Below are 15,460 nucleotides of genomic sequence, written 5' to 3'. Positions count from 1 at the left end.
GTACAACCTGCAAGGTTTCAAAACCTTGTAGGTTTAATACATGGATCTTATTTCTAACTTAATTAAGACCTACAAGGTTTTGAAAACCTTGCAGGTCGAAAAGATATGGCAAAAATAATCCCATTCAAAGCAGTACGCCCGGCGCGTGATAAAGTAGCACTGGTGCCATCGCGCTCGTATGATGAGTACACCCCGGCGGAGCTTGCTTCACAGCTGGACTATAACCCGTTCTCTTTCCTGCATGTGCTGAACCCTGCGTATGTGAACCAACTAAAGATATCCACGGCAACGCGCTTTAAGGCCGTACGGACAAGATATGAGGAGTTTAAAGACGAACAGGTATTGCAAAAAGAAACCCAACCGGTTTTTTATTTGTATGAAATACAGAGCAGGAGCCGCATCTTTACAGGGATCATTGCCGGGACAGCGATAGACGATTATAAAAATAATGTCATAAAAAAGCATGAGGACACCCTGCCCTATCGCGTAGAATATTTTAAGGACTACCTGCACCAGACGGGTTTTAATACCGAACCGGTGCTTGTAACATATCCAGAAGATACTGACCTTGAATCGTGGATCACTGCTAAAAAACACAAGCGCCCGTTATACCTGTTCTCCTCCCTGAACCGCGATAAGCATACGCTGTGGCGGATAAAAGATGAGGAAGATATACGATGGCTGCAGGAAAAATTTGAGGCAATGGAAAGCCTGTATATCGCTGACGGCCACCACCGTTCGGCTTCGGCAGAGATGCTATATGAGGAAGACAAACCTTCGGGTAATGAGAACCTCAACTATTTCATGAGCTTCCTTATTTCGGAGAACGACCTGAAGATATACGAATACAACCGCATTATACATGACCTGAACGGTCTTTCGAAAGAACAGTTCCTGAAAGCGCTTTCATCAGATTTTACTATTGAGAATAAAGGCCAGCAGCTTTGGAAGCCGGAAGCAAAATTCCAATTCGGGATGTACCTTGATGGTGAGTTTTATGCACTTTATTTAAAAGAAACCAGTTTCAATTCGGTGTTTGAAGCTTTAGATGCACAGATATTGTATGAAAAAGTGCTGCACCCACTGTTAGGCATAACCGACCTGAGAAACGACAGCCGCATAGAATACATCCCAGGCAGCAAACCTGTAACTGTCATAAAGCAAATGGTAGACGAAGGCGAATATGAAGTCGGTTTCACGTTGTTCCCAGCGAGCATTGAGGAGATAAAGCATTTGGCTGACAATAACCTGATCATGCCACCGAAAAGTACGTATATTGAGCCGAAGATCCGGAGCGGGCTGGTGGTGTATGAGATATAGATTTATTTTTTGTCTGATGTCGGAAGTCCGAAGCTAAGTGCTGATTGCAAATGAGTTTGTCTTTATCAAATAAATGAATAGAAAATGTCAATAGCGAATAACCTCAACCAAATAAAATCATCCCTCCCGCCCCATGTTACTTTGGTAGCGGTGAGCAAGACCAAGCCTGTATCCGACCTTATGGAAGCCTATAATGCCGGGCAGCGCATTTTTGGGGAGAACAAGATACAGGAAATGGCTTCCAAGTATGAGGAAATGCCTAAGGACATCCAATGGCATATGATAGGCCACGTGCAGAGCAATAAAGTAAAGTATATGGCTTCTTTCGTAAGCCTTGTGCACGGTGTGGACAGCCTGAAGCTATTAGCGGAAATTGATAAACAGGCCAAAAAGCACAACCGCATTATCGACTGCCTGTTGCAAATGCATATTGCCGAAGAGGATACTAAGTTCGGGTTGGATAAGGACGAACTCACAGACCTCTTAGATTCGGAAGAATTTAAGCAAATGAAGAACATCCGTATTACCGGGCTTATGGGTATGGCAACTTTTACAGAAGATGAAAATCAGGTTCGTAAGGAATTTACACACCTCAAGACCATTTTTGACGGTCTGAGTAGGAAACCGTCAACCGACAACTATCAACCGAAAATCCTTTCTATGGGTATGAGCGGAGATTACCAAATTGCCATTGAATGTGGAAGCACTATGGTACGCATAGGCAGCAGTATTTTTGGCAGCCGTTAATCCTGTTATTTGGCAATTTGTTTATTTGGATGTACAGTATGGTTTAATTTCCCGAACTTTGTATCTTTAAGCATTAAAATTATATACCAGATCTTTGTACGCAATACTTGACATAGAAACGACAGGGGGCCAGTTTAATGAAGAAGGGATAACCGAGATTGCCATATATAAGTACGACGGGCATGACATCGTTGACCAGTTCATAAGCCTTTTAAACCCCGAAAAACCCATACAGCCCTTTGTGGTAAAGCTTACCGGCATCAACAATGCCATGCTGCGCAGCGCACCGAAATTCCATGAAGTGGCAAAACGCATCATAGAGATTACCGATGGCTGCATCCTTGTGGCGCACAATGCCCAGTTTGACTACCGCGTACTACAAACCGAATTCAGGAACCTGGGCTACAACTTCGAGAAACAAACGCTTTGCACTGTAGAGCTTTCGCAGAAATTACTCCCGGAACAACCGTCTCACAGCCTTGGTAAGCTCGTGCGCGCCCTTGGCATACCTATGACCGACAGGCACCGTGCCACCGGCGATGCCTTGGCAACCGTGCACCTCTTTAAGCTTTTGCTGGAAAAAGATGTCGAGAAAGAAATACTGAAAAGCCTCGTAAAAACCGAGGTTAAAAAAGGCATGGCGCCAAAGCTGATGGACCTGCTGGACGGTATACCATCGGTTACAGGCGTGTATTACATCCATAAGGAAAATGGCGACATGATTTATCTCGGCAAGAGCCGTAACATCAAAAAAAGGGTGAACCAGCATTTTACAGGGTCATCCTCGAAATCGAAAAAGATACAGAAGCAGGCTTTTACCGTAAACTACGAAGAGACCGGCAGCGAACTCATAGCCCTGCTGAAAGAATGCAGCGCCATAAAAACCAACAAGCCCGTTTATAATACTGCACAGAAGAAAACGATATTCCCATGGGCTATTTATGCCGAAAAAGACCCTAACGGCTACATTGCGCTCCGTCTCCAGAAAACTGACAACCGGAAAAAAGAGATCATTTCTTTCCCCGGCCCAGTAGAGGGGAAAAGTGCGCTGTTTACCATAACCGAAAAATACAGGCTGTGCCAGAAGATAAATGGCATGGACCCGTCGGCTAAGGGACATTGCTTCCCTTATGAACTGGAGGGCTGCAATGGCGCCTGCATGGGCGAAGAATCTCCGGAAGACTACAACCTTCGCGTGATGGAATTCATCAATAATAACAGTTTCAGTAACCAGACGATGGCCATCATAGACAGGGGCCGCGCCGTAGATGAGCGCAGCGCTGTACTTATAGAAGATGGCGTGTACAAAGGCTATGCTTTCTTTAACCTGAACTACCAGGTGCATAACCTCGAGATACTGAAAAATATAATAGTTCCAATGGAAGATAACAGGGATGTAAAGAAGATCATCCAGAACTATATCCACAAAAAGAAAGCTTTAAAAATAGTACGTTTCTAAGAGATTTATTATTTTTATAAAAACAACTTACATGATCCTACCGGAAAATTTCAGGAAGAAGCTCCATACCATAATCTATGAGGCCGACACACCCGCAGGGAAATTTTTCGACCTGAGCCTTATTGTGATCATACTCATCAGTGTGGTAGCCGTAATGCTGGAAAGCGTGGCATCCATCAAAATAAAATATGGCTATGAGCTGGGCATCGCCGAATGGGTAATCACTATTTTTTTTACACTCGAATACATTGCCCGTATCGTTGCCGTGAAGCAGTCGTGGAAGTATGTTTTTAGCTTTTATGGAATTATAGACCTGCTGGCTACACTCCCCAAATATATCGGCCTGTTTTTTCCGGGGACGGGCTTTTTCATCGCCATCAGGGCCATCCGCCTGCTGCGCATTTTCAGAATATTAAAGCTTACTCATTTTGTGGGCGCTTCAGATCAACTGGTTGCCGCGTTAAAAAAAAGCAGGGTAAAGATAGCCGTATTCCTCTTCAGCGTTATCGTACTTTGCATTATCCTCGGTACGCTGATGTACATGATTGAAGGCCCTGAAAGCGGCTTTACCAGCATACCTGTCAGCATTTACTGGACTATTGTAACGCTTACCACAGTGGGCTTTGGCGACATTACACCTGCAACACCTATCGGGCAGTTTGTTTCGATGCTGATCATGATATTGGGCTACGGTATCATCGCCGTGCCTACGGGTTTGGTTACGGCGCAATTCATCAACGAAAAAACGCCTGAGAACACGCAGGTGTGCCACAACTGCAATGCCCACCACCATCGTGACGATGCCAAATACTGCTACAACTGTGGCTATAAACTCAACTAATGGAAACTTCGCCAAAATACCTTATTACGGTCATTGGGCCGACAGCGATCGGCAAGACCTCTATGGCGATAAAGATCGCACAGCATTTTAATTGCGATATCATTTCGGCCGACAGCAGGCAGTTCTTTAAAGAGATGGCTATAGGCACCGCTGTACCGTCAAAAGACGAACTGGAGGCCGCCAGGCATCATTTTATACAGCACATCAGCATCTTCGACGAGTATACCGTAGGCGACTTTGAGCGGGAAGCCATTGCGAAGCTCGATGAATTGTATCAAACCAATGATCTTGCGGTAATGGTGGGCGGTTCGGGCCTTTATATCGATGCTGTGCTGAAAGGGTTTGATGATTTTCCTGATATTGACCCGTCGGTGCGTGAAGCGCTCATAGGCAATTATGAAAAACAGGGCATCCGCTATCTTCAGGAGGAGCTCAAAAGGCTCGATCCTGTACATTATGAAAATGTCGCCAAAGAAAATCCGCAACGCCTCATGAGGGCGCTGGAGGTGAGCATTGGTTCGGGCAAGCCCTACTCCTCTTTCCTGAATATAAAAAAGAATAACCGTAACTTTATTCCGATTGTCATAGGGCTGGAAGCCGATAGGGCCACGATGTATGCCCGCATTAACGAACGTGTGGACATTATGGCGGCTACCGGGCTTGTTGAAGAAGCCAAGGCGCTTTATCCGCATAAAAAGCTGAATGCCCTGCAAACAGTAGGTTACCGCGAACTGTTCAGTCACTTCGACGGGGAGTTTACGTTAGATTTTGCATTGGAAGAAATAAAAAAGAATACGCGCCGGTTCTCCAAGAGGCAGATGACGTGGTTCCAGCGCAATGAGGCGGCAGCATGGTTTGACTTCACCACACCCGCCACAGAAATTATAAACTATATAGAAACGAAATTATAATGCCAATATCGCCTGAATTCACATCGGTTTACTCGCACGACTGGGAAATCAATTTCCTGCAATGCACGCCCAACGGCCTGCTGAAACACACCGAGCTCTGCAACCTTTTACAACTCACAGCAGGTTACCATGCCGAACTGGGAGGGCTCAGCTTTACCGATATGCAGCTGCACGACCAGGCATGGGTACTCAGCCGGATGCGGGTGGAAATTGCCGAATTGCCCAAATGGCGCGACACAGTTACCGTAAAAACATGGATATATGACCTGCAGGGGTCGCGTTCCATCCGCGCTTTGGAGATGTACCTTTGCGATAAAAAGATCGCAGGCTCAGAAACGTTTTGGGCGGTATTCAACACGAAGCTGCGCAGGCCGGAAGCGCTTGCCCTCCCCCACGAGCATTTTGAAAAATTTCCGGAAAGGCGTGCTACTATTGAATCTTTTAAAAAAATAGATATAACGGGAGAAATGCAGCTGCTGACAGGACACACCGTTACACTAAGCGACCTTGATATTGTTTTCCATGCCAACAACGTAAAATACCTCGAATGGTGCCTGGATGCTATCGACCCTAAGCCGATACTGAAAAACCGCCTTGCTGCTTTCGATATGAACTATATGAAGGAATTGATGCTCAATGATAAAGTTGAAATTCATAAAGGAAATGATGACAGCCGGGATAATTTTACAATAAATAAGGACGGAAAAGCCTGCTTTGCTTTGGAGTTGGAATGGAGAGAATAAGGGGACGCGGATGACGCGGATTTATTCCTGTAATATATAGATGTGAGATTTCTCCACTCCGCAAGCTCCCGTCGAAATGATACAGCAGTATGTATTTCAATAGAAATTGGTGGAATTTGTCTAATTCGTATAAAAACAAATAAAAAGCCCCAATATGGGGCTTTTTAGACTATTTCTCTTCAGTAACTTTGTTTTTTACAACCAGCCTGAAGCCTTCTCCGTGAATGTTGAGTATCTCTACATCCTCATCCTGCTTAAGATATTTCCTCAGCTTGGCAATATAAACGTCCATACTCCTTGAAGTGAAGTAATTGTCGTCCCTCCATATTTTGGTTAGGGCAAGCTCCCTCGGCATAAGGTCGTTTTCATGAAGCGCAAGCATTTTCAGCAATTCGTTCTCTTTTGGTGAAAGCTTGATAGGCTCGTCTTCACCGAAAGTAAGGAAACGCAGCTTTGAATTCAGGTGGAATTTACCGATCTGGAATTCATATTTGGAGTTGTCTGTTTTGGTCTCAGACGCTTTTCTCTGTATAATTGCCTTGATCTTCATCAAAAGCACTTCAGAATCGAATGGCTTATTGAGGTAATCATCGGCTCCTACTTTATATCCTTTAAGCACATCTTCTTTCATCGATTTTGCTGTAAGGAAAATGATAGGCACTTCCTTGTTTTTTTCCCTTATTTCACGGGCCAGGGTATAGCCATCTTTGTAAGGCATCATCACGTCAAGTATGCAGAGGTCGAAATTATCTTTCTTGAACTTTTCGAAACCTTCCATTCCGTTCTTAGCCAATGTAACGTCAAAATCATTAATTAACAGATAGTCTTTCAGTACCGCTCCAAAGTTTGGATCATCTTCAACCAAAAGAATCTTTTTGTTTACTTCTTCCATTTCCATATGTTTAATTTATTAGTGGCATTTTTATTATAAAGGTGCTACCTTTCCCTTTTTCACTTTCTACGTATATGTGGCAATTATGGTCTTCAATGATGCGTTTTACATAAGCAAGCCCTAATCCGTGGCCCTTCACATTGTGAATATCGCCTGTGTGCTCCCTGTAAAACTTCTCAAAGATCCGTTTTTGCGTCACCTTGGACATTCCCAGCCCATGGTCTTTAATTTTTATAAGGATAAAATCCTTTACATTCTCCGTCGATACATCTATAACGGGTTCATCGGGAGAATATTTGATGGCATTGTCTAAAATATTAACAAGTACATTGGTAAAATGCACATCATTTAATAAAGCGGTCGTTCGTTGCGCGTTAAAATGGCGTGTGAGCGTTCCCTGCCTTGTTTCAATGATCAGATGAACGTGCTCTATGGCGCCTTCGATCACATCATGAATATCGGCCTGCTCTTTAATGATCTCGAGCTCTTTCTTCTCCAGTTTTGATATCTGCAGCACGTTCTCTACCTGTGCGTGCATCCTCTTGTTCTCGTCCCTTATCATTTGAAGGTAGCGCTGCACCTTCTCTTTATCGTCGAATATTTTTGGGTTCTTTATTGAATCCAGCGCCAGGTTGATTGTGGCAATGGGTGTTTTGAACTCATGGGTCATGTTGTTGATGAAATCCGTCTTGATCTCCGATATCTGCTTCTGCTTAATGAGCTGGTTTATAGCGCTCAGGTAAGCAATTATAATAATAAGCGTAAATATCATCGACAGGGATGTGATGCCTACCAACGATGAGAACAGGTATGTCTTTTTTTGCGGGAAGCTTATCAGCAACATGTACCGCGACATTCCTTCATTATCTGTAAATACGTTATGGTACAGGGTAGTAGGATCCCATTTCAGGTTATCCGACTTGATCTTGGTAGCCATCCCGTTCCGGTATATCCCGAATTCGAAAGGCGTGCGCACATCGTTCTGCTCCAGTTCTGTTCGTATCGTTTTCTCTATCTTAGCCTTAGATATCCATTTTTCAGGCGAATTGTACTCGCGGTAATCCTTCAGGAAACCGGCCAGCTGGAAATCAAGCCACCTTTCGGTATCGCCATCTTTCGCAGGACTTTTCGGAGGATTCGCGTTATGTACCATCGCTGTGGTATTCGACTTACTCCTCACATAATCATCAACCCTGTTTTTATCAAAGAACACATCGTTATAATCCTCGCGGGTAACATTGTCCGAATAAATGATCGGCTTTTCGCGCTGCTCCTCATTTTGCGCATAATAAGGCAAAAGATCGCTCCTTTTGGGATTGCGCCCCAAACTGTCCTTTACCCTTGTATAGATCTTGTAAAACTCATCTCCCTCCTGCTCCTGCAACTTGTTTGCTACCTTGTCCAATATGCTCTGGATGTGGTACCTGAACTGTTCATCACTGTTTTTTAATGACGAATTAACCCAATATAGCTGTACCAGTATTATCCCTATCAGGGATAGGCTCATAAAGAATACCAGTAAGCGAAATCTAGTTTTATTCATCATTTACAAAATTAACATTTTAACATTTACAGCCCGAAAATATTAACCAAACATTAACAGCGAGTGTCAATATTCGGTTTTTTGTATAATTTCCAGCACTTTTTGGGCTTCTTTTTCAGCTTTTATACTATTTATATTTTGAATAATGTAATTACTTAATGGTATTTTCCTTTCATCATCCCACTGATTAGCCATCCGTTCGAGCACTTTTTCGGCGGTAGTGTTGTCGCGCCCCATTACTCTTTGAATCCTGACCTCTTTAGGTGCCGTAACTAGTATCGTAGCATCACAATCTTTATAACTTCCCGATTCGAATAATATAGCGGTTTCCTTGATGACCAATGGCTCGTTATCATGCGCAGCCACCCAGTCTTTAAAATGCTGCCTCACCTTAGGATGGATGATCCCATTCAGCACTTCCAGCTTTTGGGGATTATTGAATACTATAGCCGCAATCTTTTGCCTGTCGGGAACACCATTAGTAAGTACCTCTTCACCAAACGCATTGGTGACCTCGGCAACTGTATCGGGCGCATAGAGGATCTTTTTCGCTTCATCATCGGCAAAATAAACCGGCACACCCATTGCAATAAAATACTGTGCAATGGTGGTCTTGCCACTCCCGATGCCTCCGGTTAATCCAACAATCTTTGTTTTCATTATTTCTTAAAGAATAGCCCGGGAAATGCCGCCTGTGGCTTTTGTTTCAGTATATGGACTTTTAAAAAGGACAGCATATAGCCAATGCCATAACCATAAAACTGGATAAAAACTGCAATTAGCGACAAAAACCCAACCTTTATACTCTTGTTTTGTATTGTTGCCATTAAAAACAGCATTACAAAGTACAATGTATAAATATATAGGAAGAATTGGACATTAATTAACAATATGATAAGAGAACCTGCTAATCCAAGGATGAACAGCGAGGGGAATAAAAAAGTAATTTTCCTGTACTGAGGATGCCAAAGGTCCAGTATCGGCCTTGCTTTTCCAAACTTATTGACCTGCTTGTAAAATTTGCCCCAGTCGATCCTTCGTTTGTGATATACATAGCAATCGGGGAACAGGCGCGTAGTAAAACCAAGCTTCCAGAGGCGAATGGAAAGGTCGGGATCTTCGCCGGGGTGTATATCTCCAAACCCTCCTGATGCCTCAAAAGCTTTTTTGGAGATGCCCATATTGAAGCTGCGGGGCTGGAACTTTTCAATTTTTTCCGATTTGCCCCTTATCCCCCCTGTCGTCAGGAAAGATGTCATCGTAAAGTTAATCGCTTTCTGCACATCGCTGAACGAATCGAGCGCGGCATCCGGCCCACCGAAACAATCTACATATGCTGCCCCTAAACTGTTGGCAACATTGGCAAGATAGTCCGCGGGAATGATGCAATCGGAGTCAAGAATGATAAAATAATCACCCTTAGCTATCCTCATCCCATAGTTCCTGGAGTCGCCAGGGCCTGAATTCGCCTTAAAATAATACGATATGTCCAGTTTTTCGTTGTAGGCAGCTACTACGTCATTACAGGTTACCAAGGAGCCATCTTCAATAATTACCACCTCATACTTCTCCTTGTATGTCTGGACGGCCAGGCTTGCCAAAAGCTCATCTATCTCATCCGGCCTGTTGTAAACCGGGATTATCAGGGAAAAAAACATCTGTCAGAATTTTTAACAAAGTTACTGTTTTATGTAAAACTCTTCCGGTTTTTTTGGCCGAAGTGAGACGGTGAACATTATGTAAGGAAAGTAACGGCATAAAAAAACCGCTGCACAAGTGCAGCGGTTTAAAACTTCAACTTTGGGAGTATTCCCGCTATTGATTATTGTTTTTTCATGACTTTAATTGTTTTTACAGCGTTTCCTGCTGTAACTTTCATGATATAAGCGCCATCGGCAAGCGAAGACATATCAACTTTGGCCTGTGTAGCCGCAGGTTGTAGGGAAATAACCTGTTGGCCAAGCATGTTGAACACGCTTACAGAAGTAATATCTGATGAGTAGGAAACATTCAGAACATCTTTCACAGGGTTCGGATAGTACTGGAATGCAGCAGCATTAAACTGCTCGCCGCCCAATGTTACATCTACCGTAACTGCAAATACGTTCATACTTGTACAGTTGCCTACCGTTTGCATAGCATAGTAAGTATCTCCTGATACAAGTGTTGTACCCTGCTCTATCGCGTTTGTACCTGCCAACGCATCTTCTTCAGTAGGATACCATGTAACATAACCATTTCCATCTACTACAAGATCTTCTATAGTTGCATCATCAGCATTACCTACTGTTATCGTCTGTTGTGCGTCGCCGGTAAGATCTGCAACTGTATTTATCGATACAGCCACAGTAGCCCTTTGCGTACTTTCGCAGCCGTTAACCGTTTGCGAAGCATAATACAGCATTCCGTCCATCAGCTCACCATCGGCAGCCATTGCGTTGCCGCCGGTTGCAGAAGTATACCATTGAATATCTGTACCTTCAGCATCAAGATCTGCTACTGTAGCACTATTACAGAATGATTGCAGCGCCACGGCAACAACCGGTGCAGCCGTCATATTTACTGTTGCTGTAACCATTGTCCTTGTTGCGCTTTCACAACCGTTTACAGTCCTTGATGCATAATACATCATACCATTCATAAGTGGCGTGGTAGCTGCAAGGGCAGTTCCGCCCGTTTCGGCACTATACCATTGTATACCCTCACCTGTAGCCATAAGGTCTGCCACAGTTGCTGAATTACAGAAAGTCTGCGCTGCTTCTGCGTCCGGAGCATCTGGTGTGCTGATAGATACAGTCACCATAGTCCTTGTCATGCTTTCGCAGCCATTCATTGTTTGCGATGCGTAGTAAACACCTCCGTCAGTAAGCGCTGCAGACGATGCAAGAGCCGTTCCGCCTGTAGCATCGCTGTACCATTGTACGCCAGATCCTGTTGCCATCAATCCGGCTACAGTTCCCATATTACAAAATGTTTGTTGAGCAGCAGCCTGAGGAGCATCGGTAACATTCAATAAAACTGCAACAGCAGTCCTGGCAGAGCTTTCGCAGCCATCTATTGTCTGCGATCCGTAATATACCGTAACGCCTGGCGTTAATGCAGAAGTTTCCGCAACAGCATTTCCTCCTGTTGGCGTTGTATACCATTTAAGGCCTGTACCTGTAGCAACGATTTGGGAAACAGTACCCGAACCACAGAATGTCTGTGTGTCATCAGCCACCGTTGGAGCAGGAGTTACTGTAAGGTCTACCATAACCGCTGTCCTTGTTACGCTTTGGCAGCCATCGGCAACCTGCGCTGCATAATAAGTAGCTCCATCCACAAGAACGGTATTTGCAGCCAGTGCATTTCCGCCTGTAGCAGCAGCATACCAGCTAATACCAGAGCCTGTAGCTTCAAGGCTTGCAATGGTTGAACCACTACATACTGTTTGTAAGGCATCAGCTGCCGGTGCAGGAGTATTGTGGTACATTACCTCAACAGCATCTGTAACGAAACATCCCGAAGGGTTTGTAGCAGTAGCGGTATAAGCAGTAGTTGCAGTAGGTTTTGCATATACTGTAGAAGCAGCCTGTCCGGTATAAGCCACTGTAGCAGCAGCATCGGTGTAAAGGCCTGCCTGTGGCGACCATGTTATATCAGCTCCCTGCTGGCCTGATATGGCAACATTGTCGATAGCCCAGAAATAACCCCATGAGGCATCAAACTTGAACCTGATGTACACCACCGGCTGGTTAAGGAACGCATTTGTCAGGGCAATATTTGCCGATGCAAAAGCTGTATAAGTGCCGGTATTTGCACTATATGTCTGTAAAGTTGTCCACGCAGTACCATCTACCGAAGCTTCTACTTTTGCTGTAGACGTTTGCCATTGCTGGTAGAAATGGTAGAATGAAACGTTTACTGAGCTATATCCAACAGTACTGAACGCAGGAGAAGCTAAGATAACAGATGTAGTACTGCCACTGCCTTGCGAGTCGCTGTTTGACAAATAGAATTGTGAATTATCATTACTGTGCACAACGTTATAAGATGGTATCTGGTATCCGTCTGCACGCAAAGTCCATGCAGCATTTGCAACCGTACCGCCAGTTCCGTTATTTGCGGTAGTCCAGTTGTTTGAAGCGCCATTAAAGTTCTCTGCAAGTATAGTATTCATTGTTGTTGCTCCCGATGCCTGTATTGCTACAGCACTTCCGCCTTCGCAAACTGCAGCGCTGTCAGGCAATACAAGTGCCGTTGGCAGCACATTTACGTTTACAGTGAATGTTGTTGTTGTAACACATCCCGAAACTGCATTTGAAGCTGTTAAAGTATAGGTTGTCGTAGCAGCAGGGCTAAATGTAAAGCCTGTAGCAGCAGTTCCTGAAACACCTGCAAGCGGTGACCATTCGAAGGTATCGAAAGCAGCAGCTCCTGAAGTAATGGTGACAGGGTCGCTGGTTTGGCCTACACATATTGCGTCTGAAGTAGCGCTAAGCACTATAGCCGTTGGAGCTGTTACAGCAAATGAATCTGCCGTAGTAGTGGTACCTCCTACTGTAGTAACAGTAACAGGGCCGGAAACACCAGCAGCAACAGTAGCAACTATTTGTGTAGCTGTATTAGTTGTTATAGTAACCGGGGTTGTGCCTACGGTTAGTGTTGCATTGCCAAGGTCTGTACCGGTAATGGTAATTACGCCCGAAGCAGCACAGTAGGTTGCCGGTGTAAACGAAGTAACAACAGGTGCAGGAGGCATAAAGGCATTGAAAGTATAATCTTCGAAAGTACCATACGTTCCTGTATAGCATGCATCAGCAGGGCCCGAATCATTATCGGTAGCGCCTATCCTCATTCTGTGGTTTCCTGCAAGCGATGCATTTGCAGGTACAACAAATGATCCTGTAAGGATAATAGGTGCCGTACTTCCTGAAAGCCCGGTGTAAACCAATTCACCTGCATCGGAAAAATCAAGGTCATTGTTCCAGTCGATCCAGATTTTTGTGCCGTATGTATAGCAAGAGAAAGTATCACAGCTATTTAGCGTTATGCTAAAGTTTACTGTAGAGCCTAATGCACCGCTACCGGTTATTGCAGAATAGTTTCCGTAGTTTCCTGTTTCACCGGCAGTAGTATTATTAATGCCGCCTAATGTAACATTGGTTATACCCGTACCATCTACACTTGAAGGCGCCGGCGTACAGTAACCTGTGTAGAAGCTTGTAGGGCCTGACCATGTACTCTGGTCTGATGCCGTACAGTTAGACCTTACCCAAACGTAATTGGTAGTATTTGGCGCAAGCCCGCCAATTGTTGCTGTAGTAACACCTGCAGCTACACTTCCCGAAACAACAGTTGATGCTGTAGGGGCTGTATTAGTAGTGCTCGTGTAGTACTCATAGCCATTGGCAGGAGCCGTTGATGGCGCTGTCCATGATACCGTTCCAGATGTAGTAGATACCGTAGCGCTTGTAAGCGCTGTAGGTGCAAGACATGTTGGAGTAAGCGTAATGCTTATATCATCAAGGAATATCCAAAACTGGTTGGCTACAGAATAGGCATTGAATCCAAAGTAATATACGCCTGACGCTGCCGGTGTAAAATCTACTGTGTTGGTAAGCGGGCTTGTAGTAAAACCATTGTGGTCTGCCAATGGCAATGTCATTGCAGCCGCAGTTGGAGAGGTGCCATAAGCCACTTTCATCTTTTCACTGAATCCTGCGCTTCCATACTTATAGGTTATCCTGTACGAAGTGTTAGCTGTCAGGTTAAGTCCTTTGGTAAAGAACCATACATTTGCAGCGGCGGCCGTGTTGTAGGCATATCGTAGCGCTTTGTTGCTAAAGCCATAGGCAGCCGGGCTGTTTGTTTCCCAGTTATTGCCGGAACCTGCGTTTTGTACCGATGTACACTCCGGCAGCTGCGGCGTTGTAACCGATTCAAAATCCTGTGTGTACGGGATGTTTTGCGGATCGCAGGCCGTGGTAAATGTGGTAACCCCGCTCCACAAACTGGTGCTGCCGCTGCCGCAATTACCCCTTACCCAAAGGTAGTACGTTGTATTGGCAGTAAGCGAACCTAATGATATAGTTGTACCCGAAACGTTTCCTGTAGTAGCCGTAGTAGGCGCTGTGTTGGTAGTAGAGATATAATAATCATATCCTCCTGAAGGCGCGCTCGACGGAGCAGTCAACGTTGCAGTAGCCGAAGTTGCCGATGTGCCGCTGATTACCACAGATGTTGGCGGAAGGCATGATGCCACCGCACCTACAAACTGTATCCTCGGAAGTGTCGATGTCCTTCCGTTTGCAGTAGGTGGCGATGCCGGGTTCGGGTTGGTAGTATCATTATAATAATAAATCCCTGTATTGGCAGCCGAGGTGTACGACCCAAAATAGGTATCGTTAATACCGCTGGTGTATAGTGGTGCATTTTCGTCTACGCCAATTACCAGGTTGCTGGTGCCATTATAAGCAAATGGCGTTGTAAGCGTGATTTCCATCCAGCTGTTTGACGCCTGTGTTACAGTCCCCGAAAATACCTGTGTAAGGTTTGCCGCAGGTTCCCAATCTGTAGTGTTTGCAAACGCCGTCTTACTGGTGTGCCCAATGTAGATGGTCCAGTTATTCCAGGTGTTTAACGGTACTTCAGCCGTAGAGATATAGTACCTGATCTTGGTTATGTTTCCCGCAACACCACCGCCGGCCGCATATTCCGAAGCGGTGACGATTTGCTGGGTATACGAATAACCATAATAAGCCCTGACCGGCATGTAGAAGGAACTGTTTGCTGTTCCCGAACCCACGCTGATCGTTCCCTGGGCATACCCGCCCGTGACCGAAAAGAGTGCATAAAGCATCAGGCAAAAATGCCAAAACCTCAAATTTTTCCCAGAATTTGAGGTTTTAAAGATAGTAGTGTTTTTCATTTAATAAAATTTATGATTTATTGCTAATAAAATTAACAATTAATAACAGAAAACCCAAAGCCAAAAATTTAATATTTAATTTTTGAATGATTCG

The 15,460-nt window shown here is 44.6% G+C and carries 11 protein-coding genes; 6 read left to right on the top strand and 5 right to left on the bottom strand.

Going from position 1 to position 15,460, the window contains the following annotated elements; translation table 11 throughout:
- Window positions 1-105: 105 nt before the first annotated feature.
- The 6 genes from HYN59_RS11230 (at window position 106) to HYN59_RS11205 (ending at window position 6,021) form a co-directional block, all read left to right on the top strand.
- Window positions 106-1,320, top strand: coding sequence for a DUF1015 domain-containing protein (locus tag HYN59_RS11230; RefSeq protein ID WP_108778344.1), 1,215 nt, complete (start codon window positions 106-108; stop codon window positions 1,318-1,320).
- Between the two features lie 84 nt (window positions 1,321-1,404).
- Window positions 1,405-2,067, top strand: coding sequence for a YggS family pyridoxal phosphate-dependent enzyme (locus HYN59_RS11225; protein WP_108778343.1), 663 nt, complete (start codon window positions 1,405-1,407; stop codon window positions 2,065-2,067).
- Between the two features lie 94 nt (window positions 2,068-2,161).
- Complete coding sequence (locus HYN59_RS11220; protein WP_108778342.1) at window positions 2,162-3,526, top strand: exonuclease domain-containing protein; 1,365 nt, start codon at window positions 2,162-2,164, stop codon at window positions 3,524-3,526.
- 31 nt (window positions 3,527-3,557) lie between these two features.
- Window positions 3,558-4,367: an ion transporter gene (locus tag HYN59_RS11215; protein WP_108778341.1), complete on the top strand. Its 810-nt coding sequence runs from the start codon at window positions 3,558-3,560 to the stop codon at window positions 4,365-4,367.
- On the top strand, window positions 4,367-5,278 hold the full coding sequence (gene miaA, locus HYN59_RS11210) for a tRNA (adenosine(37)-N6)-dimethylallyltransferase MiaA (protein WP_108778340.1): 912 nt from the start codon (window positions 4,367-4,369) through the stop codon (window positions 5,276-5,278). The genes HYN59_RS11215 and miaA overlap by 1 nt, the downstream gene beginning before the upstream one ends.
- The gene (locus tag HYN59_RS11205; protein ID WP_108778339.1) at window positions 5,278-6,021 is read left to right on the top strand and encodes an acyl-[acyl-carrier-protein] thioesterase; all 744 of its coding nucleotides are present in this window, start codon (window positions 5,278-5,280) and stop codon (window positions 6,019-6,021) included. The genes miaA and HYN59_RS11205 overlap by 1 nt, the downstream gene beginning before the upstream one ends.
- A gap of 169 nt (window positions 6,022-6,190) precedes the next feature.
- On the opposite strand, the gene HYN59_RS11200 is transcribed toward HYN59_RS11205, so the two are convergent.
- From HYN59_RS11200 to HYN59_RS11180, 5 genes are all read right to left on the bottom strand, one after another.
- Window positions 6,191-6,913: a response regulator transcription factor gene (locus tag HYN59_RS11200; protein WP_108779722.1), complete on the bottom strand. Its 723-nt coding sequence runs from the start codon at window positions 6,911-6,913 to the stop codon at window positions 6,191-6,193.
- Window positions 6,914-6,923: 10 nt separating this feature from the next.
- A complete protein-coding gene (locus HYN59_RS11195) occupies window positions 6,924-8,456 on the bottom strand; it encodes a sensor histidine kinase (protein ID WP_108779721.1) in 1,533 nt (510 codons plus the stop codon).
- A 66-nt stretch (window positions 8,457-8,522) separates the two neighbouring features.
- Window positions 8,523-9,116, bottom strand: a complete 594-nt coding sequence (gene coaE, locus HYN59_RS11190; protein ID WP_108778338.1) for a dephospho-CoA kinase — start codon at window positions 9,114-9,116, stop codon at window positions 8,523-8,525.
- Complete coding sequence (locus HYN59_RS11185) at window positions 9,116-10,114, bottom strand: glycosyltransferase family 2 protein (protein WP_108778337.1); 999 nt, start codon at window positions 10,112-10,114, stop codon at window positions 9,116-9,118. The genes coaE and HYN59_RS11185 overlap by 1 nt, the downstream gene beginning before the upstream one ends.
- Before the next feature lie 164 nt (window positions 10,115-10,278).
- Window positions 10,279-15,366, bottom strand: a complete 5,088-nt coding sequence (locus HYN59_RS11180) for an Ig-like domain-containing protein (protein ID WP_108778336.1) — start codon at window positions 15,364-15,366, stop codon at window positions 10,279-10,281.
- Between the last annotated feature and the right edge of the window lie 94 nt (window positions 15,367-15,460).

Source organism: Flavobacterium album, from assembly GCF_003096035.1.
Taxonomy (GTDB): domain Bacteria; phylum Bacteroidota; class Bacteroidia; order Flavobacteriales; family Flavobacteriaceae; genus Flavobacterium; species Flavobacterium album.
This window is presented reverse-complemented; position numbering and strand designations above follow the sequence as displayed.

Coding starts and splice junctions, on each gene's coding strand:
- HYN59_RS11230 (WP_108778344.1), top strand. CDS start 106: ATGGCAAAAATAATCCCATTCAAAGCAGTACGCCCGGCGCGTGATAAA.
- HYN59_RS11225 (WP_108778343.1), top strand. CDS start 1,405: ATGTCAATAGCGAATAACCTCAACCAAATAAAATCATCCCTCCCGCCC.
- HYN59_RS11215 (WP_108778341.1), top strand. CDS start 3,558: ATGATCCTACCGGAAAATTTCAGGAAGAAGCTCCATACCATAATCTAT.
- miaA (WP_108778340.1), top strand. CDS start 4,367: ATGGAAACTTCGCCAAAATACCTTATTACGGTCATTGGGCCGACAGCG.
- HYN59_RS11205 (WP_108778339.1), top strand. CDS start 5,278: ATGCCAATATCGCCTGAATTCACATCGGTTTACTCGCACGACTGGGAA.
- HYN59_RS11200 (WP_108779722.1), bottom strand. CDS start 6,913: ATGGAAGAAGTAAACAAAAAGATTCTTTTGGTTGAAGATGATCCAAAC.
- HYN59_RS11195 (WP_108779721.1), bottom strand. CDS start 8,456: ATGAATAAAACTAGATTTCGCTTACTGGTATTCTTTATGAGCCTATCC.
- coaE (WP_108778338.1), bottom strand. CDS start 9,116: ATGAAAACAAAGATTGTTGGATTAACCGGAGGCATCGGGAGTGGCAAG.
- HYN59_RS11185 (WP_108778337.1), bottom strand. CDS start 10,114: ATGTTTTTTTCCCTGATAATCCCGGTTTACAACAGGCCGGATGAGATA.
- HYN59_RS11180 (WP_108778336.1), bottom strand. CDS start 15,366: ATGAAAAACACTACTATCTTTAAAACCTCAAATTCTGGGAAAAATTTG.